The organism is Peribacillus muralis (assembly GCF_001645685.2).
GTDB lineage: Bacteria > Bacillota > Bacilli > Bacillales > DSM-1321 > Peribacillus > Peribacillus muralis_A.
In genome coordinates this window covers 2,633,802-2,656,651 of sequence record NZ_CP017080.1, presented here as the reverse complement: position 1 = coordinate 2,656,651, position 22,850 = coordinate 2,633,802, and the positions used below count along the sequence as shown (strand labels likewise).

20 protein-coding genes are annotated in these 22,850 nt (G+C 41.4%); 15 read left to right on the top strand and 5 right to left on the bottom strand.

Annotated elements, in window-relative coordinates; translation table 11 throughout:
* Positions 1 to 278 precede the first annotated feature (278 nt).
* The gene (locus ABE28_RS12865) at positions 279 to 1,466 is read right to left on the bottom strand and encodes an alanyl-tRNA editing protein (protein WP_064464680.1); all 1,188 of its coding nucleotides are present in this window, start codon (positions 1,464 to 1,466) and stop codon (positions 279 to 281) included.
* Between the two features lie 297 nt (positions 1,467 to 1,763).
* Here ABE28_RS12865 and ABE28_RS12860 point away from each other — a divergent pair, with 297 nt between their 5' ends.
* From ABE28_RS12860 to ABE28_RS12845, 4 genes are all read left to right on the top strand, one after another.
* Positions 1,764 to 3,371, top strand: coding sequence for a GGDEF domain-containing response regulator (locus tag ABE28_RS12860; RefSeq protein ID WP_064464682.1), 1,608 nt, complete (start codon positions 1,764 to 1,766; stop codon positions 3,369 to 3,371).
* 92 nt (positions 3,372 to 3,463) lie between these two features.
* Entirely contained in the window at positions 3,464 to 3,847 is a 384-nt protein-coding gene (locus ABE28_RS12855) for a response regulator transcription factor (RefSeq protein WP_064464684.1), read from the top strand.
* Positions 3,822 to 6,689, top strand: coding sequence for an ATP-binding protein (locus tag ABE28_RS12850; RefSeq protein WP_064464686.1), 2,868 nt, complete (start codon positions 3,822 to 3,824; stop codon positions 6,687 to 6,689). Before ABE28_RS12855 ends, ABE28_RS12850 begins: the two co-directional genes overlap by 26 nt.
* Positions 6,690 to 6,809: 120 nt before the next feature.
* A complete protein-coding gene (locus tag ABE28_RS12845) occupies positions 6,810 to 7,682 on the top strand; it encodes a CvfB family protein (RefSeq protein ID WP_064464688.1) in 873 nt (290 codons plus the stop codon).
* 76 nt (positions 7,683 to 7,758) lie between these two features.
* On the opposite strand, the gene cotJC is transcribed toward ABE28_RS12845, so the two are convergent.
* From cotJC to ABE28_RS12830, 3 genes are read right to left on the bottom strand one after another with little or no spacing between them, the layout of a single operon-like run.
* Positions 7,759 to 8,328, bottom strand: coding sequence for a spore coat protein CotJC (cotJC, locus tag ABE28_RS12840; protein WP_064464690.1), 570 nt, complete (start codon positions 8,326 to 8,328; stop codon positions 7,759 to 7,761).
* Between the two features lie 12 nt (positions 8,329 to 8,340).
* The gene (locus ABE28_RS12835; RefSeq protein ID WP_064464692.1) at positions 8,341 to 8,607 is read right to left on the bottom strand and encodes a spore coat protein CotJB; all 267 of its coding nucleotides are present in this window, start codon (positions 8,605 to 8,607) and stop codon (positions 8,341 to 8,343) included.
* On the bottom strand, positions 8,608 to 8,841 hold the full coding sequence (locus ABE28_RS12830; protein WP_064464694.1) for a spore coat associated protein CotJA: 234 nt from the start codon (positions 8,839 to 8,841) through the stop codon (positions 8,608 to 8,610).
* Between the two features lie 257 nt (positions 8,842 to 9,098).
* Here ABE28_RS12830 and ABE28_RS12825 point away from each other — a divergent pair, with 257 nt between their 5' ends.
* The 4 genes from ABE28_RS12825 to ABE28_RS12810 all read left to right on the top strand — a co-directional run bounded on the left by ABE28_RS12825 (position 9,099) and on the right by ABE28_RS12810 (position 13,569).
* The gene (locus tag ABE28_RS12825) at positions 9,099 to 9,914 is read left to right on the top strand and encodes a LysM peptidoglycan-binding and 3D domain-containing protein (RefSeq protein WP_064464696.1); all 816 of its coding nucleotides are present in this window, start codon (positions 9,099 to 9,101) and stop codon (positions 9,912 to 9,914) included.
* A 161-nt stretch (positions 9,915 to 10,075) separates the two neighbouring features.
* The gene (gene recQ, locus ABE28_RS12820) at positions 10,076 to 12,196 is read left to right on the top strand and encodes a DNA helicase RecQ (RefSeq protein WP_064464698.1); all 2,121 of its coding nucleotides are present in this window, start codon (positions 10,076 to 10,078) and stop codon (positions 12,194 to 12,196) included.
* A gap of 126 nt (positions 12,197 to 12,322) precedes the next feature.
* Positions 12,323 to 12,529, top strand: a complete 207-nt coding sequence (locus ABE28_RS12815) for a cold-inducible protein YdjO-related protein (RefSeq protein ID WP_053346482.1) — start codon at positions 12,323 to 12,325, stop codon at positions 12,527 to 12,529.
* An 845-nt stretch (positions 12,530 to 13,374) separates the two neighbouring features.
* Positions 13,375 to 13,569 (top strand): cold-shock protein, encoded by a 195-nt coding sequence (locus ABE28_RS12810; RefSeq protein ID WP_034307294.1) that lies wholly within the window; start codon positions 13,375 to 13,377, stop codon positions 13,567 to 13,569.
* A gap of 95 nt (positions 13,570 to 13,664) precedes the next feature.
* Here ABE28_RS12810 and ABE28_RS12805 read toward each other — a convergent pair whose 3' ends face one another.
* Positions 13,665 to 14,537, bottom strand: a complete 873-nt coding sequence (locus ABE28_RS12805; RefSeq protein ID WP_373921344.1) for a YitT family protein — start codon at positions 14,535 to 14,537, stop codon at positions 13,665 to 13,667.
* A gap of 409 nt (positions 14,538 to 14,946) precedes the next feature.
* Here ABE28_RS12805 and ABE28_RS12800 point away from each other — a divergent pair, with 409 nt between their 5' ends.
* From ABE28_RS12800 to ABE28_RS12770, 7 genes are all read left to right on the top strand, one after another.
* Positions 14,947 to 17,142 carry a PAS domain S-box protein gene (locus ABE28_RS12800; RefSeq protein WP_064464700.1) on the top strand — a complete coding sequence of 732 codons (2,196 nt, stop codon included), beginning with the start codon at positions 14,947 to 14,949 and terminating at the stop codon, positions 17,140 to 17,142.
* 82 nt (positions 17,143 to 17,224) lie between these two features.
* Positions 17,225 to 18,388, top strand: a complete 1,164-nt coding sequence (locus ABE28_RS12795; RefSeq protein WP_064465295.1) for an MFS transporter — start codon at positions 17,225 to 17,227, stop codon at positions 18,386 to 18,388.
* 280 nt (positions 18,389 to 18,668) lie between these two features.
* Positions 18,669 to 19,460 (top strand): SGNH/GDSL hydrolase family protein, encoded by a 792-nt coding sequence (locus tag ABE28_RS12790; RefSeq protein WP_156775766.1) that lies wholly within the window; start codon positions 18,669 to 18,671, stop codon positions 19,458 to 19,460.
* Positions 19,457 to 20,371 carry an ABC transporter ATP-binding protein gene (locus ABE28_RS12785; RefSeq protein ID WP_064464704.1) on the top strand — a complete coding sequence of 305 codons (915 nt, stop codon included), beginning with the start codon at positions 19,457 to 19,459 and terminating at the stop codon, positions 20,369 to 20,371. Before ABE28_RS12790 ends, ABE28_RS12785 begins: the two co-directional genes overlap by 4 nt.
* Positions 20,364 to 21,344 (top strand): ABC transporter permease, encoded by a 981-nt coding sequence (locus tag ABE28_RS12780; RefSeq protein WP_064464706.1) that lies wholly within the window; start codon positions 20,364 to 20,366, stop codon positions 21,342 to 21,344. The genes ABE28_RS12785 and ABE28_RS12780 overlap by 8 nt, the downstream gene beginning before the upstream one ends.
* A 92-nt stretch (positions 21,345 to 21,436) precedes the next feature.
* Complete coding sequence (locus tag ABE28_RS12775) at positions 21,437 to 22,273, top strand: MBL fold metallo-hydrolase (RefSeq protein ID WP_064464708.1); 837 nt, start codon at positions 21,437 to 21,439, stop codon at positions 22,271 to 22,273.
* Between the two features lie 77 nt (positions 22,274 to 22,350).
* Entirely contained in the window at positions 22,351 to 22,782 is a 432-nt protein-coding gene (locus ABE28_RS12770) for a CBS domain-containing protein (protein ID WP_064464710.1), read from the top strand.
* Positions 22,783 to 22,850 lie beyond the last annotated feature (68 nt).

Below are 22,850 nucleotides of genomic sequence, written 5' to 3'. Positions count from 1 at the left end.
GAGTATTGTTTTTAGCCCGTTGCTGTCCACGTTGGGAACTGAGTTTTCTGAAGTTTACCGAAAAAGTGTCCCTTTGAATAATTAACAGGAACACCTTCATCAACTTATAATAAATAAAAGAAGTTGATTATCTACATATAGTAGGTATTCAACTTCTTTTTTTCTTTACGATGATTTTATCAGTATCCCCGCTTGGACACATATCCTTAGGGACGTCTTCCACTATCGTTCTAATCCATATTGCAAATCTTTATAAGATTGATGCTCTCGCCACCGCTTCAATCAAGGGATGTTTGACTGAATTTTTCCACAGTGAACCGGTAGAAGGCTAGCAAATCATCTTGTGAGCTAAACCCTGCTTGAGCAGCTTGTTCACTTCCGCCGCCTTTTCCGTTAAAGGGACTGAGCTCGGCTTTGAAATATTGGCCGCAATGAATGGGCAGTTGTCCACTGTTGGAGAAAATGACTTTTTGATCTTTGCGGGACGCCAATAATACGAGCGCTTTTTCTTTTTTTACAATCATAGCTGCTAAATATTGCAGTTCTTTCAGTGAGCTTTCTTCGAATATATGGTAGATGAACCCTTCCTTATTTTCTGCAAGCAAGGAGTCAGCAAGGAATTTTGCATTTTCAAGCTTTAAGTCTTCAATAGTCGAAAGAAGCTGTTTGTGGTCATGTTCCAATTTTTCGACCCGATTGAAAATATCTTTACGTCCGGTATTGAATTTGTTTGATAAAGCCGAAAGGATGCCGAGACCTTCGGAATAATCCTTTAATGCCCTGAAGCCGCATTTGAAAAATAGACGGGTATGATCCTTTTGCTTCTCGGTTTTGAGAATTTTAATCATTCCAATCTCACCGGTTCGTTCGACATGGGTTCCACCGCAGGGGTTATACTCTATCCCTTCGATTTCAACAATACGGATATTCTCGGTAACCTTGGGCATTTTGACGACGGGAAGAGACTGTAATTGCTCCTTCGTTACATAATAGGTGAGCAGTTGGCGATTTTCAATGATATATTGATTCACCTTTTCTTCTGCTGCAATCGTATGTACTTCAGTCCAATCGGATTCGGATATATCGATGGTCAAATACTCTTTTCCAAGGTGGAAGCTGACGGTATTCGCCTCAAAAAGCTCCCGGCAGACGGCTGAGAGAAGATGCTGACCACTATGCGATTGCATGTGATCGAAGCGGCGTGACCAATCCAGGTCACAGTGTACAATTTTCGAACTTGGCATTTTCTCAAGCTTGTGAAGGATTTCTCCATCAGCCCCCTTAATTACGTCAAGGACGCCGAGTCCATCAATCGTTCCAGTATCTGAAGGTTGGCCACCTCCTTCAGGATAGAAGGCTGTCTCATCAAGTGTAACGTAGTAATAATCATTTTCCTTGAAGCAACCCATGAGCTTGGAGTCCCATTGGGAAGTATGGGGGGACGAATAATATAATTGTTTTGTCATGAATGTTTCCCTGCTCCTTTCTGTTGATCAATAAATTATACCATCGAATTCCCTTTATTTTAAACAATGCGGCATTAGACGGCTGAGTCGGTTAAATAAGAAAAATTTATGACATATTTTAAATAAATTTTGCAAGATGGCGATATTCTATTTATAGACAAACTTTTATGATGTAAAATATTCCTGATGTTATATACTTTAGACCTAATTTTAAGTGGGGTATGCAATTTTAATAGGTCAAAGGTTTTATTTCCACATGAAGAAAGGGTCAAGTGATTAGAAGTGAAACTTGTAAATATGGAAAAATACAAAAATAGTCTATTTGGAAATATTAAGAACAAACTGTCTGAATGGCTGGAGCTTGAAGATGCTCAGACCATCCCGGGTCAAGAAGTATTCCGTTTCCTGCATTCTATCAAAGGGACGGCTGGTACGCTGCAATTATGTGGGCTTATGTCAATTACGGAACAGCTGTTAGATGAAATGGATGAAGAAAGTGACCGATTATGGATTCCATCCGATCTTAGGAATTTCCTTTTCGATCTTATTGAACATACATACGAATATGAGCATTTTGATGAAATTGAAATAAAGGGAAAGCCGGTACGTAATTCGCAGGCCCCGCTCATCCAGATCATTGATGATGATATTTCCATGCTGATTTTATTGAAAGATATTCTGGAGGAACAGGGGTGGATGGTGATCACGAATGCCGATCCTGTCAAGGCGACCAATCAATATTTTGAAATGCAGCCAGATTGCCTGATTCTTGATATTCAGCTGCCTGCAAAGGATGGGTTTCAAATCCTTCATGACATTCACGTCCACAATGAGAAATATTTCATTCCGAAAATCATGATCAGCATTCAGAACGATAAGCATACCCGAATAAAAGCATTCAAGATGGGGGCGGATGATTTCATCGGTAAGCCAATCGATATAGATGAGTTTATCGTCAAGATGGAGAGACATATCCAGCGGAAAAGGATTTTTGATCAATCGGTTTTAATAGACGAGTTGACACAAGTATATAACCGGAGATTTCTTGAAGACACACTGCCGCGACATTTCAATGATTATAAGCGTTCAGGGCAGAGCTTTACGATAAGCATCATTGATATAGATCACTTTAAACGGGTGAATGATCAATACGGACATGCGGTGGGAGACTTCGTACTTGCCGAATTTGCCCAATTCATTAAAAGCAATATCAGGAGCTCTGATTTGATTTGCCGCTATGGAGGGGAGGAGTTCGTCCTTATTTTCCCTGATACTTCAAATGAACAAGCGAAGCATAAGCTAACAAGGTTAATCAAGGACTTTTCCACGAAGGAATTCATCCACGAGGGACAAGCATTCTCGATTACATTTTCCGCCGGTGTATTTACGGTTGAAAATGAACACGTTACGCCGAAGGAAGCTCTTGAGGAAGCGGACACTTCTTTATATGAAGCGAAACGAACAGGGCGTGCAAAGGTTGAAAGTATACAGCAAACACGATTTAACAAGAAATCCCTTAATGTGTCCGTGATAGATGACGATATTATCATCCGGACCATCTTAACCAAAGAGTTGCGTTCGCTGCAGGTACCGCACTTCGACTTGAATATTGCCGTTTATGAAGACGGCCCTTCGTTTTTGAATTCCGATCGGGCCAAGGAAGACGTGGGGCATTTCCTGATTCTTGATGGAGTGATGCCGATCATGGATGGAATCGAGGTGCTGCAGGAAGTGAAACAAGGAAGCAATGCTAATTTTTATACCGTACTTATGCTGACAGGAAGAAAAAGTACGGATGATATTGCCAAAGCATTGAAATTAGGTGCAGATGATTATGTAACCAAACCATTCAGCATTACGGAACTTAAGGCAAGGATAGAGCGTCTATTGACAAAGCTGATTTAAACCGGTTTCAAGGAAAGAATATAAACACCATAGTGCGAAATAAGCATTTCAGATGAAATGGATGAAACAAACGAGTTTAAGGAGACTGAAGGATGAAGCGAATTTTATTAGCGGAAGATGAAGAAGTGTTGCGAATGCTGGTGGTGGACACCCTTGAGGATGAAGATTATGTAGTTGACGAAGCGGCAGACGGAATGGAGGCGGTACAGCTCCTTAAGGACCGTACCTATGACCTGATTATTCTTGATTACATGATGCCTGGGTATACCGGGCTGGAGATCATTGAAAAAATCCAGTCTTCCGAAATAAAAACACAAGGGAAAATCCTCATGTTATCTGCCAAAAGCCAGCAATTTGAACAAGATAGAATATTGGAAGCGGGTGCGGATTATTTTATGGCCAAACCATTCAGCCCGTTAAAGTTAATCGAAAAGATAGAGGTCATTCTGCATGAAGCTGAATCCATACATTACTAAAAGTCTATCCAGGCAAGTCGTGTCATTGATGACAGGGTGCATCATCCTTTTTATTGCCGGAACAGGTATCTTATTTTTCCAATTACAGTCTTTACACGCTGAATATATCCATCACAGGCAAACCATTGTCGAAAAACAATTATTAGTGGAAGATATACTCGACCAATATCATACAGTCTTTTTAAATAGCGCGTCCAAAAATGTAGTGAATAATGAGGAAGTGAAGGAACAAGCAGTCCAAGAGGAAACTTCAATCAGGAAAAAAATGGAGCAGTTCAAGGCGATTGCCACTTCCAAGGAGGATAGGAACATGTCCAATAGGCTTGAGGCATTTTCCGATTATTATTTTAGCGAACATCTCCCATCCTTCAGGGCTTCTCCCGAAAACATGGGCGGCACACAAATCTCCGCACAAATTTCGGATTTTCGCAGCTTGATAAAATCATATTTAGGCAATCTGACGGAGAAGCGTGATGAAAATGTGAAGGATCTTACAAAAGAACAATCCATCCTTCAAGGAGTTTTTGTCGGGTTCGTTTTAATTTTCTTAGTCATCTTCCTATTCATTATCAGATCGATAATCAGGAATATTGGGAAGCCGCTTGCCGATTTCTCTGCAGCAGCCAATGAAATCGCTGCTGGTCGGGATGCTGTCATTACCGTCAATGAAAGTCGCAAGGATGAGCTAGGGGTTTTGTCGATTGCCTTTAAAAAAATGGTATCCAGCGTACAGGAAAAAGAGCAGGAATTGATGGCGCATAATGAAGAGTTGCTGGCGCAGCAAGATGAGCTCCAGGCCCAGCAAAATGAACTGCAAGTTACGCTAGGCATCATAAGGGATAATGAACAGAAGCTGACAAGGAGAAATGAATTAATCAATGGAATATCCTCCACTTTAAATAAGAACGAAGTATTAAAGAGCATTGTCTTTAATATGAGCAAGATTATTTCGGCTGATCGGGGAATGATTGCTTTAGTACATGAAGATGCCTCTTCGTCATTTGGAATTTCGGAAAATGGCGTGAAGCAATTCCGCAACAATATCCACAGTGGCTTGAATTATCGTTTGCTAAAAGAAAAGAAACCATTCACGATAAAAAGGGAACAATTGGACGCAGAGAAAGGGTATCACGAAAATACGAATTACAGCTATGATTTGTATCTTCCCGTTTTATCCACGTTTCAGGAGGTGGACGCAATCATGGTGTTTAGCAGATATGGAACACCCTTTACCGATCAGGAGGTGGAAGAATGCGAAACGCTAGCGAAGCAGATCTCGACGTCGCTTGACAAAATCAAGCTATACGAGCAAACCGAAGGGAATCGAAGGTTAAATCAAGACATTCTTAACACGATTAAGGAAGGCATCCAGTTAATCGATCAGGATGGAAAAGTCGTTCAGGTCAATCAGCCTTTCTGCGATATTTATAAAGCCGGTTCCACCCCAGAACAGATCATTGACCTGACCTGGGAAAAGTGGAGTGCCGAGATGTCTGATCAAACGGAAGGAGACAGATTTTTACGTTCTTTGGATGAAGCGATTCAGCATCTTGAAGAAGCCAATCATGAACAACGGAGCTTTACATTTAAAAAGAAAGAGACGAATCAGGTCATAAAGGTATATTTTGAAGCTTTGCGCTATCGTGAAGAGGGTTTTGGCACTATTTTGGTTTACCGGGACATTACAAAGGAATATGAAGTGGATCAAATGAAATCCGAGTTCGTCAGTACGGTCAGCCACGAATTGAGGACTCCGCTTGCTAGTGTTCTTGGTTTCACCGAATTGATGCTGAATAAACCCTTGAAGCCCGAGAGGCAGACAAAATATCTGCAGACAATTTACAATGAAGCGAAACGCCTTACAGCACTTATCAATGATTTTCTTGATGTTCAAAAAATGGAATCCGGCAAACAAATCTATGAAAAAAAATATGTCGAAATCCTTCCATTGATTCAGAAGGTAATTGAGCATCTTGAAATTAATACAGAACACCATGATATACAACTCCAAATTGAAACTAGTGACTTGATGATTTTAGGAGATCGGATTAAGATTGAACAGGCCTTTACCAACCTACTAAGCAATTCCATCAAATATTCTCCTGATGGAGGAAGGATATTGGTCCGTGTTCATACAAGGAATGATATGCTTTCCATAGACATCGAGGATGAGGGGCTAGGAATCCCAAAAGAATCACTGCCTCATTTATTTCAGAAGTTTTATCGTGTCGATAATTCAGATCGCCGCAGAATCGGAGGGACAGGCCTGGGGTTGGCCATCGTTGATGAAATCATCAAATCACACGGCGGTCAGGTGACGGTGGTATCACAGTACGGACAAGGGAGCACGTTTACCATTTCTTTACCGAGAGTTACCCAAAAGGGGATGGGCTCGAATCATGATGGACAGTCGATAAAACTGAGCTATGAAATCATGGTCATTGAGGATGATATAAATTTGGCGGAATTATTGAAATATGAATTGATGGATAGCGGCTTTCATGTGAATTATTTCAATAGTGGAAGGAAAGCCTTCCAGGAGCTGAAAAAATCTCCGCCTGACGCCATTGTGCTGGATATCTTGCTTGAAGAAGGAGAGATGGACGGGTGGGGAATCTTAAGGGAGTTAAAAGTATCCGCTGGCTTGAAGGAAATCCCGGTTTTCATATCGACCGCACTTGATGAAAGGGAAAAGGGGCTCTCCTTAGGTGCCAAGGATTATTTAGTTAAGCCATATAAGCCAAGCCAATTATCGAAAGTGATCATGCATACGTTGTTAAGCAATAGTAAAAAAGGGCAAATCTTGATACCGCATTCCTGTAATGAAGATGAGCAGGTATAAAGAAAAATATAGGAATGGGTATACATAACAACAAAAAGATGATAAATTCAATGATGTTGGAAAAAATAATTCATGGTATATAAGTGTAGGTAAAGGTTAGTTACAGGAGGATTCATATACATGCAAAAAATTCAGGCCGGTATGGCTGTCGAGTTAGAAGTGGAACGTAAGGCGGATTTTGGCTGGTTTTTAACTGACGGTTCAGAAGATGTGTTACTTCATCATAATGAAACGAATGAAGGAACGGAGCTTGAGATTGGCGATTCGGTGACGGTATTCATCTACCATGATAAACAAGCAAGACTTACGGCTACAATGAAAATCCCTGACATTCAAATCGATCGATATGGATGGGCGGAAGTTGTCAACGTGAAAAGGAAGCTAGGGGTGTTCGTGAACATCGGACTCTCCAAAGATATACTTGTATCTCTTGATGATCTTCCGAATATTGACCGCTTGTGGCCTGAGGTAGGCGATCGGCTTTATGTATCCTTGAAGACGGATCGCAATGACCGCTTGTTCGGTAAGCTTGCAACGGAGGATGTAATCCAGGAGATTGCCGAGAAGGCCCCATTAAAAGGAGTTCGTAATACAACCGTGAGCGGTAACGTCTATCGGCTGCTTATGGTCGGTTCGTTCTTTGTTTCACAGGAAGGCTATCGCTGCTTCATTCATGAAAGTGAACGCAAGGAGGAGCCTCGCCTTGGGGAATTAGTGGAAGGCCGCGTCATAGATAGTAAAGAAGATGGGACGCTGAACGTCTCTCTAATCCCGTTTAAACAAGATTTAATGGGCGAAGATGCCGATGTCATTTTTACGTATTTAATGAATCGTGGCGGAGCGATGCCTTATGGGGATAAAACCCCACCAGATGAGATTCAATTTCACTTCGGTTTAAGCAAGGGAGCGTTCAAACGTGCTCTTGGCAAACTAATGAAGGAAGACAAGATATATCAGGAAGATGGCTGGACTTATTCTTCAGACCGTAAATGATAATAACGCAGATCTCAACTGGACCCCCATTGTTAGGCAAAAGTCTTACATGGGGGTCCAGTTTTTATACTGATCTTCAAAAAAACTTCTTTTTCCCTTGTTCATCTTTTAAAATCTCCACGGCCTCTCTAAATCTCATGCTATGGACAATTTCCCTTTCGCGTAAAAACCTAAGGGAATCATTGATATCGGGATCATCTGAAATGTCAATCAACCATTGATACGTGGCCCGCGCCTTCTCTTCAGCGGCAATATCTTCGTATAGGTCGGCAATGGGATCGCCTTTAGCTTGGATATATGTGGCAGTCCATGGGTTTCCTGCGGCATCGTGATAAAAAAGTGCACTGTCATGGTTAACATAATGATCTCCAAGTCCTGCTTCAGCCATCTGTTGTGGCGTAGCGTCTTTCGTGAGTTTATAAATCATCGTAGCGATCATTTCCAGGTGTGCGAATTCTTCCGTTCCAATATCGGTTAAAAGGCCAATCACTTTGTCTGGAATCGTGTAGCGCTGATTTAAGTAACGAAGGGCGGCTGCCAACTCACCATCGGCACCCCCGTATTGTTCTATTAAATATTTTGCCAATCTCGGGTTGCAGTTCCTCACCTTAACCGGATATTGCAGTTTTTTTTCATATACCCACATGGATATCTCTCCTTATACCTGCCATGGCCATGGGCCTTGACCCCATTCCCATTTATTTTCACCGCCAAAACTGTTTCCGAATCCTGATAATGGACCGTATTTAGGTTCAAAAACCGATTTCAGTTGCTTGGAGTATTCATGGAATTGATTGAATTGCTGCAGTGCTTGTTGGTCAGTAGGATGCGTATCCAAATAATGTGTCAGTTCGACAAGCACAAAATCCGCAGCCTGTATTTGTTCCAGCAAATGATAATATTCATCATCCAGGTTCTTATTCATTTACGTCTCCCTTTCCCGATATGGATTATCATAGTAATCATAAAAGAATTTCCATAGCGTCCCGTATTTCAGAGCTTCCTCCGGGGTGAATTGCTCCAGGTTCGGAGGTTGAAAATTCATATATAGATTGGGGGGCGTTCTGTAGTAATTCCTCCCTATGGGAGGGCAGGGATCATACTTACTATGAAAAGGTTTATATGATTTGACTAATGTAAAGGTCTTATCACGCGTCACGGATATGCCTCCTTTGTAAAGATATGGCCCTTAAATTTTTATGCCTCGGTAATGCATAATATGTCTCCACTCTTCTGAAAGGGGTGAGGTTTGGAGAAAGATATTTTTTCAGAATATTATAAAAACTTGTTATAGTTCCGTTATCTTCCTGTGATGTTTGTCATCTATTCTTTATCTGTTTGTTCTTTGTATAGAAAAAAACTATGTTACTATTTATCTCATAGCTTATAAAGCAGTTCACAAGGAGGTAACAACATATGAAAAAATCAATCTTATCGTTAGCGGCAGCGGCTGCAATATCCGGTGCATTCACTATTCCGGTACAAGCAGAAGATGTCAAAGTGAAAGATGGAGACACATTATGGGGGATATCTCAAACATATAAAGTATCAATAGAAGATATTAAGTCTTGGAATGATTTGTCTTCAGACTCGATTTATGTAGGAGAAACCATACATATCTCTCAAGAACAGCATCATAAAGTCAAGTCAGGGGAGACATTATCGGAAATAGCACACAAATATGATGTATCGGTATCTGATATTAAATCTTGGAACGACCTAAATTCGGATATGATTCATCCGGATCAGGATTTAGTCATTAAGCCAGCGGGCAACAAAGTGGAAGCAGCAAGCGCGGGCCCTGAGCAAACATCTGAACAGGCTAAACCGGCAGAACAAGCCAAGCCAGCAGAACAAGCCAAGCCAGCAGAACAAGCTAAATCGGCAGAACAACCAGAAAAGGCAGAATCAAATCAAGAATCCAACGATCAAGCCGGTGTGGAAAAAGAATTGACCGTAAGAGCAACGGCTTATACCGCTGATTGTCAAGGTTGCAGCGGCACTACAGCAACTGGCGTTGACTTGAAAGCTAATCCAAATGCAAAAGTGATTTCCGTCGATCCGTCAGTCATTCCACTAGGTTCGAAAGTTTATGTGGAGGGTTATGGATACGCAACGGCAGCCGATACCGGTAGTGCCATCAAAGGAAATAGAGTGGACATCTTTGTTCCTAATGAACAGGACGCCAATAATTGGGGCGTAAGAAATGTTAAAGTGCAAGTCCTGAACTAAATGAATTATGCCAAACATGTTTATATATATAAGAGTAGAGTAGACACCGGGATTAATGTGTCTACTCTTTTTATGCTTTTGGTTCATTCAAAAAGCAGGTACAATGGAAGTAATGGATCCTTAACGAACCTTACAAGGTAAATAGAAGGAGTAGTGAATTGATGGAAAAAGCACGTGAATATTTACAACAATATTATGGGTATGAATCATTTCGTAAAGGACAGGAACAAATCATTGAACAGGTGTTAAAAGGAATGAATACAGCGGGAATCATGCCCACTGGGGGTGGTAAGTCCATTTGTTATCAAATTCCGGCACTTTTGCTGCCTGGTGTTACACTCGTGATATCCCCGCTTATTTCCCTTATGAAGGATCAAGTAGATGCCCTCGAACAAAACGGAATTGATGCCACATTTCTGAATAGCTCCATTTCAGGTTTGGAATCTTCAAAGAGAATGAACGATATTAAGCAAGGAAGATATAAGTTGGTATACATTGCTCCGGAAAGACTGGAAAACCCTGCTTTTCAACAGGAATTATTTAGTGTGGAAATTTCATTGGTTGCCATCGATGAAGCTCATTGTATCTCACAATGGGGTCATGACTTCAGACCAAGCTATTTAAAAATCAAAACATTGCTGAAGAACATGCCGGCCGAACCGACTGTCCTGGCCTTGACGGCAACCGCCACGCCGCACGTGACTGACGATATATGTCAGTCGCTTGGTATATCCAAGGAGCATGCCGTATCAACGGGATTCTCCAGGGAAAACTTGTTTTTCTCCGTTGTGAAGGAAGAAAATCGCGGACGTTTTTTAATGCGCTATATCGAAAAGAATAAAAATGAATCAGGTATCATATATGCAGCAACAAGGAAAGAAGTGGATTCATTGCATGCAAAGCTTAATAAAGCTGGCTTCAAAACCGGACGCTACCACGCTGGGATGAATGAACAGGATCGTTCAACACAGCAAGATGAATTCATTCGTGATGAAGTTTCTTTGATGGTTGCGACTTCGGCCTTTGGCATGGGTATCGATAAATCGAATGTTAGATACGTCATCCATTATCAAACTCCAAAGAATATGGAAAGTTATTATCAGGAAGCTGGTCGTGCAGGGCGTGATGGTTTGGATAGTGAATGCATCCTATTGTATTCCCCGCAAGATATGCAGATTCAACGATTCTTGATCGATCAGTCCAACCCCTCTCAGGAGTGGCAAGCCCAAGAACTGAAGAAGTTAAATAAAATGAAGGACTATTGCTTTACCGAAGGGTGTTTACAGGCCTTTATTCTGCGCTATTTTGGGGAAGAAAACCCGGCGGATTGCGGTCATTGCGAGAACTGTACAGATAAACGCGATTCCGTTGATGTAACGACCCAGGCACAGATGGTTCTTTCATGCATGCTGCGCATGGGTGAACGATTTGGCAAGACGATGATTTCACAGGTGCTGACAGGTTCACGGAATAAGAAAGTGGAGGAGTTTGGCTTTCAGCAGCTTTCGACTTATGGAATCATCAATAATCAAACGGCAAAGGATGTTGCTGATTTCATTGACTTCCTGACAGCTAAACAGTATATCGAAATGACGGGTGGGCAGTTCCCGGTCCTTAAAGTAACCAATTCCGGAAGGGAGGTTCTTTTGGGACAAAAAAAAGTACTTCGGAAAGAAGTGAAGCAAGTTAGCAGCATCAGTGTGGATCATGGGTTATTTGAAGAACTGCGGCAACTAAGAAAAGAAATGGCTGCTAAGGAAAATGTCCCGCCATTCATTATTTTTTCCGATGCTTCCTTAAAGGATATGGCTGCAAAACTGCCAACAGCGGAACAGGCATTCCTGGAAGTCAAAGGGGTGGGCACCCAGAAATTTGAACGCTTCGGCACCGTGTTCATAGAAAGGATTTCCCGATATGTACAGGCACACCCTGAACTTGAGGCGAATACAATGATTACTAAAGAAACAAGTAAGCGAAGCGTGGAACCGTCACACCTGGAAAGCTATCGCTTGTACCAAGAGGGAAAATCAATAAAAGAAATTGGAACCTTGAGAGGGCTGTCTTCGATATCCGTCGAAAATCATTTATTAAAGTGTGCTCAAGAGCGCTTGGACATTGAATGGGACGATATATTCTCGGATGAAGTGTACAATCTCGTTTTGGAAACGGCGTTACACTTGGATTCCGAAAAACTTAAACCCCTGAAAGAAGCACTGCCTGAACATATTTCATATTTCATGATTAGAGCGATCATGGTGAAAGCAGGGTTAGAAGAAAGATGAGATGGATTTTGGGAATTTTTTACCGTGAATAAATAAGATTTTGATTTAATGCGTATACTAGGGTTGATGTAAGGTGAGGTCAATGCCTTTAATCAGAGTCTTTATATAAAAAAGAGGAGGTTGCTCATGTATTTTGGCAAAAAGAATTCAGAGGAACCAGAAATCATTATGGAAGATACGATAGTATATGCATGCGGATCAGCAGATTGCAACGGGTGGATGAGAAAGGATTTCGCCTCGGAAAATTATGATTGCCCAATGTGCGGCAGTCAATTGGTCGAGGAAGTCAGGGAATTGCCGAAAATTGAAAATGAATATAATGCGTTCAAATAAAAGAGGTGAAACTTTGCCTCTTTATTTTTTTGCGTTAATGTCAGGGTAAACTGAATTCAAATATAACACTTTACATGTAAATGTATTTGTGGTAATATAAAGATTCAGTGTTATTAACAATAAGCACTGGAGGGTAATTTAAAGTAGCATTTTTATTAATCAAATAATTTTTCATCATATATGCGATGAAGTAGAATCAAGTTAAACACATCTAGATAAATAGAAATACAAATAGTCACCAAGTATTTTCCTCGATCCATTTCTGTTCTTCATTAACTTACTTCTATGTACCATTTATCTTTTGGAATTTACTTTTCCCAATTGGAATTACGGACGGTTTTAATTAATAAACATGTACTTACAAGCTTTTACCTGATTCTCGCAGGCGCGGTCTAGGAACCGTATGGATGGGAGAGAGGCAGGGCTTTCATTGTTTTAGGTTTTGGCACTAAAATTACTCTCATGCCTGGTTCATTTTATAATAATTTCATTCGAACCGGCAGGAAGAACCATATGGAATGGATTCTTACAACACAGTCCCGATTACCCCGAGGTATTCGGGACTGTGTTTCATATTTATCTGGCACTAATTACAGAAATCATTTCTTCTTTACAATCTTTACTCAATTATTTAAGGCATATATATGATATAATGATTATTGAGTTATTAAAAATTCATCGTCTTAAATCTCAACTTCCTGAAACTTGTGAAGTTGGGTGTGGAGAATAAGCATGAGTATTACTCACAATTATTTAGATTATTCGCCATCCATTCTTCTTTTATCTTTATGGCTTGGGAGATTTTATGCTTGACGGAGTCAATTCAATTCTAAGGAGTGAGATATATGTATAGAAGAAATAATACGGAAGAAATCATTCCTGAAGAAACAAAGGTATGGGAATGTACATCAGAAGATTGCAAAGGTTGGATTCGTGATAACTTTACTAGCAACGATGAACATGTTTGTCCGCTATGCAGCAGCGAGATGAAACCCGGAACCAGAATGCTTCAAGCAATTAACAATCCAAGAAATTATTAAATTTTGTATAAAAAAAGCTGAAGGGGATTCCCTTCAGCTTTTTTTATCTTTTTGCCTAGGCTATATGCAAAAAGCAGCAAGGATAATTGAAAAGCTCAATGAATATCCTTTTTCTTGAACCTGCCTCCGCGAACTTCCGCGATGTCCCCCACGGCAAGGAATGCTGATGGATCGAAACTTTTTACGATATCCTTAAGCTTTGCTTCCTCAAGTCTGTTGATTACACAAAAGATGACTTTTTTGTCATCCCCGGAATAAGCGCCTTCACCAGCTAAAAAGGTAACGCCCCTTCCAAGGCGGTGCATGATTGCATCTCCAATATCACCGAACTCATCACTGATGATCCATACGAATTTAGATTCATCCAAACCAGCGATAACGATATCCATCGTTTTGTAGGCCACGAAATACGCAATAATCGAATACATGGCACGATCCCAAGAGAAAACGAAGCCAGCACTGCCAAGGATGAATAAATTAAAGAACATGACAATCTCTCCAACTGAAAATGGGAGCTTTTTGCTGGCAAGTATGGCCAGAATTTCCGTACCATCCAACGAGCCGCCATAACGAATGACCATTCCAACACCAATGCCAAGAATCATTCCGCCAAAAGCGGATGCTAAGAGAATATCTTGTGTGAAAGCTGGTACGTGATGAAGCAATGTAGTAGTTATGGAAAGGACTAATATTCCATACAGGGTAGATAATGCGAAGGTTTTTCCAATTTGTTTATACCCGATAAAAAAGAAAGGGAGATTTAAGATGAAAAGGAAGATACCGAGCTTCCAACCAGTTATGTAGGATAACATAATCGAAATGCCTGTTATCCCGCCATCGATAACATTATTCGGTACCAAGAAAATCTCGAGGCCGACAGCCATCAAAACTGCCCCGATCGTTATCAAAAGACCTCTCTGTAAAATTTGTCTTAGCGTCAATTTTTTATGCTGGGTCTTTTTTTGCATAATTTCCGCTGTGCTTGCTCCTGCCAGGTCTGACATAATCATGCCTCTCACTCCTTCTCTCTCTATGTACCATTTAATTATAAACCTATAGGGATAATTAAATAAAGAAATTAACATTCATATATAATATATTTTCTGAATAATTATTTTGGTCAAAAGATATGCACCGTCTTGAAAAAGCTTGATCGGACGGTTGTCAGCCTTTGTCCTTTTTCTATTTTACTCTATACAAAAGAATAGTATTTCTAATTTTTTTGATTTTATGAAAGAAAGCCTTTATTTCTCCAGAAATGGTCTGGCTGAAGGGGCCATGGCCGAAAGGATGGGTGAAAGGAAATAAAAACCTTTGAGTCACTATGAATTTCCATTACAATATAGGAGAATAGAACGGTAGAGGTGATCATTTCAAATGGAACAATCAATCGTAGCATTAAATCCCATCCTGTTTATGATTGCGGCACTCTTAATCATAATGGCATGTTATACGGCGTTGGATTTATTGACAACATTTCTGTCAATCAAGAAGTATAAGCGCCTTTTGTACATAGGAAGCAGTTGTTCGCTCGGGGTCGCCATATGGACACTGAATTTAGTGATCATATACACACTCGATAATTCTGGGGTTGCATCATACAATTTTTCTGCAATAATTTTTTCCTTACTTTTAGCGATCTCGATCGCAGCAGTCGGACTTTTGGCCATATCGTATAAAACAGAAATGCTGCAAATCGTTTTTTGCAGTTTTATGCTAACGATGGCATTGCTGTCTAACTATTTGATGTGCATTTTTGCCATTAACCGCTCTGTGCAATATAATCCGTATCTGCTTGTCAGTACGCTGCTCATCATTTTTAGTATCTTTGCAACAGCACTGGCCATCTTGTTTTACTTCAAAAAGGTCAGTCAATCATCATTAAAACCGCTCAGTACATTGATGATGGGCGGGGCAATCATTGAAGGATATTATCTTTTTTTGAGAGTGATACCGATCGACAGTAAAAACACACAGGGGAATTTTGTTCAACTTACCCCATTCATGCTTTACCTAATATGCTTAGTTTCTTTATTCATCCTTGCCAGTCTGATTGGTTCGAGTACGATCGTCGGCCGGCGTTTGGCAAAGAGTGATAATACGGTGAATGATATCAGGCATGCGTTAGATCAATCCTCAATTGTCGCTATCACGGATGCAAAAGGGACGATCAGTTATGTAAACGAAAAATTCATGGAAATATCTCAATATGAAGAGCGGGAACTAATCGGCACGAATCATTCCATCATCAACTCAGGTTATCATCCAAAAGAGTTTTTTACGGATTTGTGGGTCACGATTGGCCAAGGGAAGACCTGGAATGGGGAAATATGCAATCAAACTAAAACCGGCGCTACGTATTGGGTGGATACGACCATCGTTCCTTTCATGAAAAAGGGTAAACCTTATCAATATATTTCAATCTGTTCAGATATCTCGCGCAGGAAAAAGGCGGAAAATGACCTGATCGGATCCATTCAGGAATTAGAGGACATGCAATATGCCATCGACCAGTCCTCCATTGTTGCCATCACTGATGCTAAAGGAGTCATTATCGATGTGAATGAAAAGTTCTCGGAAATATCCGGATACGAAAGAAATGAATTGATTGGCCAGACTCATAAACTGATTAATTCGGGGCTTCATTCCAAGGGATTCTTCGAGGAGATGTGGCGCACCCTTTATGACCGGAAGGTTTGGAAGGGGGAAATCAGGAACAGGGCAAAGGATGGCAGCTTCTATTGGGTGGATACAACCATCGTTCCGTTTTTCGGGGTGATTGGAAAGCCTTTTCAGTTTTTATCCATCCGGTATGATATAACAGAGCGTAAACAAACGGAAGAGATGCTTCATCGCCAAGACAAATTGGCTGCAGTCGGACAGCTTGCTGCCGGTGTTGCACATGAGATAAGGAATCCACTGACATCCATGAAAGGATATACGGAATTTCTCCAATTAGATGAAATGGACGAAAACAGGTTGGAGTATCTGGAAATAATTCTCGATGAAATCGATCGTGTCAATCAGATCGTTGAAGAATTCCTGCAATTGGCCAAACCACAGTCCTTGACTTTGGAAACAAAGAACATCGTGCCAATCATTCAAAATATCTTATCGCTGACGGAATTTGATGCAAGAAAAAAGAACGTAACTCTTGAATTATTTTGTTCCCATGATGTGATTCTCGTTAATTGTGACGAGAACCGGATTAAACAAGTGTTTATCAACTTCATTAAAAATGGGATGGAGGCGATGCCGGATGGCGGAGACATCAAAGTCAAGGTTGAACGTAAAGAGGAAGCCGTGCAGATTTCGATAATCGATACAGGAATGGGAATGCGGCCAGAGCAGATAAGAAGACTCGGAGAACCATTTTTCACCACAAAAAAATCGGGGAATGGGCTAGGATTGATGATCAGCTTCAAAATAATTGAAAATCATCTAGGAAAAGTCCTTATTGAAAGCGAGGTCAATGAAGGGACGGTCTTTAATATCGTCCTTCCCTTAAAACGTGTAGAGGCCATTTGCAAGGGAAGCAATGAAAAAACGGGCGTCATTCTAAGTGAATCGTAAAATTCGGAAAAGGCATAGGTTGTCTTGATAGAAGTTGACTGCATGGGGGAAACTGGTTTTGGAAAAGCAAATACGAGCTAATATGATAAGTTTGAAGGTATTTTACTTATTTTCATTTTTTGCTGTTGGAAGTTTAACACCGCTTTTAAGTGTATATTTAGCGAATGAAGCGGGCTTGTCCGGTCTTGAAATTGGCTCGATCATGTCTGTTGGACCTGTCGTGATGATCATTTTTCAGCCCATTTGGGGAATTGTCTGTGATTGGAGCGGAAAACCGGCAAAAATACTGGCAGTGACCACATTTCTTGCTGGTGTTTTCGGGTTAGGTTATTTGCTGTTCGACCCCTATTTACTTTTAGTGGCCGTGGCGATTGCTTTAGCGATCTTTCAAAGTGCCATCATACCGGTTTCGGACAGCATCACGCTTCAATATACGACGAGAATAAAATCAAATTATGGAAAAATCCGTTTATTCGGTTCACTTGGTTTTGGTGTGGCCGTTTTTATGATGGGGAAGCTATCTGAATCGTTCATTGGTCCAGCGGTTATATTTTACGCCTTTTTCGCCGGTCTATTGGTTGCGGCCATTCTAGCTCTCCGGTTGCCAGAAGAGCCGCCTCAAGGAAGGGTGAAGGTTTTCAGCGGGATGAAAGAATTGTTTACGATGAAACGGTTCCTCATATTCCTTGCGATAACATTCCTGCTTTTTGGCCCTAATCTTGCTAATAACGTATATTATGGTTTGTTTGTAGAGGCGAGAGGCGGGACATACACGGGAATCGGTATCGCTTTTCTTCTGGCGGTTTTGTCGGAAATCCCGTTTATGAGAATGGCGGGCAGCTGGATTCATAGAATAGGTTTGCTGCCCATCACCTTATTGGCTGGAGCAGCCTCGTTGGTTCGCTGGATCCTGTATTTTAGCGAACCGAGTTTAGCTATGGTATACGTGACTTCGGTCATCCAAGGGTTTTCACTAGGCCTATTCATCCCAGCGGCCCTACAGTATATCCGCAAGGTCGTGCCTGCCCATATAACGGTTACGGCCATTACGCTTTATTCTGCAATCGGCAATGGATTGGGGAATTGGTTCAGCACTTTCTGCGGCGGGATCATTTTGGATGATTCGGGTATATATGCGGTGTATTTATTCTATGGTGTACTCACCTTGATTGGCATGCTGCTAACAATCTGGCTCATGAGGCTGGATAATAAGCAAAAAGTGCCAAGAAGAACAGCAGGTAATTAGAAATTAGATTTTATTCCTTTTTCGTAGACCGCTGCAGACGACCTAGGTAGGCCAGGGCATGTCTGCAGCTTTTATGTTTTTAAAGGATTGGTTGTCCCGTTCCATTTCACGGCAGGCGCTGAGCTTTCCAGAGGCGGTCCATAAGGTTCCTGCACCTGGGTGAAAGACCTGAAGAATAGGGGGTAAGATTGATTTTTCATTTAAAGAGCAATCAGTTTTTTGTTTTTGGAAATAATATGATTTAATGGAAAGTAGAGAATGAATGGAAGGGTGAGTGCTCTTGAGCAAATCCAAAGTGTTGGTTACTACGATAATTTCAGCTGTTGTCGGACTGTTTTTTTTGTTTTGTCTGGGATGGACGATCTTTGATCATTATGGAAAGAAAACATCCGATATGAGATCAACTGAAGCAACCCCCATTAAAAAGGATCTGGCTAATGACTTTACGGTCGTGGCATTGGGTGATTCGCTTACACGAGGTACAGGCGATGAGTCAGGAAAAGGATACGTCGGGCTTGTTTTAGAAGATTTGGAGAATGAATATAATCATAAACCAATCATACATAACCTCGGCATTAATGGACAAGTTTCAGAAGAATTGGTGCAGCAGGTCAAGCAAAAGGAAGTGAGGCGACAAATCAAGGCAGCCGATGTCATTTTACTGACAATCGGCGGCAATGACTTATTTCAGAAGGGACAGACGCTGATTGATTATGATAGTCAAGTCATCTCGGAGTCGCAAAAGAAATATATGGAAAACTTAAATGATATTTTTAAAAATATCAATCAAGTCAATGATAAAGCTACCATTTTTTTGCTTGGTTTATATAATCCGTTTATAGAATTGGATGATGACCTGGATACGAACCGAATCGTCAGGGATTGGAATAATGATACGGCAGAAGTCGTGGCTCACTATAAAAATGCCATTTTCGTGCCGACCTTTGATCTTTTCCAATTGTCGGTTAATGATTATTTATATACGGATAATTTTCACCCTAATAAGAAGGGGTACCGTTTAATTGCTGATCGGGTTGCTCCTTTAATAAAGTGGGAGGATGAAAAACGATGAAGCAGGTGACATTGTCTGTCAAGGGCTTGAAAAAAAGGATTGGCGATCGGGAAATTATTAAAGGAATCGATTTTGACCTGAACGAAGGAGAGGTATTTGGCTTTTTAGGGCCGAATGGAGCCGGTAAAACGACGACTATACGCATGTTGGTTGGGCTGATCAAGCCTTCTGCAGGATCGATTCGAATTTGTGGGTATGATGTCCGCAAGGATTTTACGAAGGCGATGCAATATATGGGCTGTATCGTTGAAAATCCAGAGCTTTACCCATTTTTGAGTGGTTGGGATAATTTGCTTCACTTTGCAAGGATGCTACCTGAAGTGGGTAGGCAAAGAATGAACGAGGTTGTTGAGCTAGTCGGCCTACAGGCAAGAATTCATGATAAAGTGAAGACCTATTCTCTAGGTATGAGGCAGCGGTTGGGAATTGCGCAGGCCATGCTGAATAGTCCGAAGCTGTTGATTTTGGACGAACCGACAAATGGCCTTGATCCTGCCGGGATTAGGGAGATGCGCCAGTTCATCAGGAAATTGGCTGAAGAAGAAGGGATGAGTGTCCTCGTATCATCCCATTTATTAGGTGAAATACAGCAGCTTTGTGACCGGGTCGCCATCATAAAAAATGGAGAAATAATCCAGACCGATACGGTGCAAAGTCTATTGGCTTCACAAGAGCGGATACTTTGGAGAGTAGAGCCAATCCAATTGGGAGTGGAAGTGCTTGGCAGGTTCACGGAAGTGAATGTAGATCAAAAATATATCATTACTGCTTATGATGAACTTGAAACCCCTGAATGGAATGCTGCACTTAACCTGGCTGGGGTGAAGGTGCATGAAATGAACCGGAAACTACCGGGCTTGGAGGAATTATTTTTACAAGTAACCGGCGGCGGGGGTGCTGGCATTGAATAATTTGATCCAAAATGAAATGATGAAGTTGTTGGCAAAGAAACGATTGGTCATAATTGGGGTCATCGTCGGAATTTTGGTACTGATGTTTACGTACGCTCAATATAAGCAAGCGGAAGAGCAGCAGGAGAAGTTGGGTACTACCGATTGGCGCGCTGCTCTTCAGCAGCAGATCATTGATACACAAAACCGTTTAAGCTCAAATAGGATGCTCGATGAGTGGCGTGAACAGCTCGAAGTGGGGCTGAAGCAGCAGCAGTATTACCTTGATCATGACATAAACCCTTCAGAACCTGGGGCTGCAACTTTTACACGCATGTTTCTGGAAAATGCCATCGATTTGTTCATTCCATTGCTCATCATGATTGTAGCAAGCGATTTGGTTTCTTCTGAAAATAGTCAAGGGACGATTAAGCTTCTGCTGACACGGCCAGTGAAGCGATGGAAAATCTTAATGAGCAAATATGTAACCTTATTGTTGTCGGTATCGATCATCGTGGCGATGACAGCATTATTGTCCTATTTGTTATCTGGTCTTGTTTTTGGCTATCAAGGCTGGGCGGCCCCGGTCATTACCGGATTTGGATTGAACGGAGCAGATGTGGATGTCAGCCAAGTAAGGCTAGTGGAACAATGGAAATTCCTTTTGATGGATTTGGGACTTGTATGGCTGGTAGCGGTCGTGATCGGAACGCTTTCGTTCATGCTATCGGTGCTTGTGAGAAGTACACCTGCCGGGATGGGTATCATGCTGGCAGCCTTGATTTCAGGAGCTATCTTGAACAATATGGTTTCTTCATGGGAATCAGCAAAATATTTCTTCATGGTGAATTTGAAGTTGACCACCTACATTAGTGGTTCGGCTCCGCCAATTGAAGGAATGACCTTATTATCCTCCGTCATTACGCTTCTCGTTTGGTGGCTGCTTGCTTTAATTGTCTCGTTTGCCGCCTTCACCCGGAAGGATGTTTATTGAAGATAACCAGCCTATAATAAATTATGGGCTGGTTTTTATTTTCAATTACGGGGTAATCTAACGACAGTATGTCCAAGTTAGGAGTGGTTATAATGGAAGATCACCATTTGAATGAGAAAATTTTGCCCATGACATCAGTGACCAGTGGAGAGGTCAGGAAGGTTAGGGAGGATATTTATTGCCTATCTGTTCAAATCGTCAATGTCATTTTTTTAGGACTTCCGAAAAGTGGGACATGGATATTGGTCGATGCGGGAATGCCACGTTCAGCGGAAATAATAAAGAAGAACGCAGAAGCTATATACGGAACGGACCATCCTCCGGCTGCCATCATATTGACACATGGCCATTTCGACCATGTTGGCGCATTGATCGAGCTGATGGAGTATTGGAAGGCACCTGTCTATGCCCACATAAAAGAGATGCCTTATTTGACGGGTCAAGAAAGTTATCCTGAGCCTGACCCATCTGTAGAAGGGGGATTGGTTGCCAAGATTTCTTGGATGTTTCCGAATGAAGGGATCAATCTGGATGAAAAAATTCAACCCCTTCCTGACGATCAGTCTGTACCAGATCTTGACGGGTGGAAATGGATCCATACTCCGGGGCACACCAAAGGACATATTTCACTTTTTCGGGAAAGTGATAGAAGTCTGATTGCGGGGGATGCTTTTGTGAATGTCAGGCAGGATTCGTTATATAAGGTTTTCACTCAGGAGAGGGAAATCTCAGGCCCACCGCGGTATTTGACAACCGATTGGGAGGCGGCCAAGCAATCGGTGAGATGGCTTGAAGCACTTAAGCCTAAGATTGCTGTAACGGGGCACGGATATCCAGCTGAAGGAGAAGAATTGGATATTGGACTATTGAAGCTTGCTAGGGAATTCGACTCTTTGGCTAAGCCTGATCATGGGAAGTATGTGGAATGAACCTTGCATCAAGCTGAATAATATCTATCCTGTGGTCAACAATAATCAAGCAACATTTGAATAATGGAGGGATTTTCATGTCTACTTTAAGGGATATTATGTCTACGGATGTGTTCTTTTGTACAGTGGAAGATAATATATATGAGGCAGCCGTAAAAATGAAGGACAATGATGTTGGAGTCATTCCTGTATTGGATAATGGCAAGTTGGTCGGCGTTATTACTGATAGGGACATCGTGATTCGCTGTGTTGCCGGAAAAAAACCGAATTCGACGAGAATTACAGATGTGATATCCACTCATCTTATAACTGGCAGCCCCGATATGTTAGTGGACGAAGCTGAGGAGTTAATGGGTAATGAACAAATCAGGAGACTGCCTATTGTAGAAAATGATAAGCTGATCGGCATCATTGCTTTAGCGGATCTTGCCATACATAAACAAACAAGTTCGGAGGCTGGCATTGCCTTAAGCTCGATTTCCGAGGATAGAGATCAAATTCGACACTAAAACAATAAAGGGCAGATACTTAAGTGCTTGTTAGACGGTAGGAATATTGTGTAGGTTTGAAAAAAGTC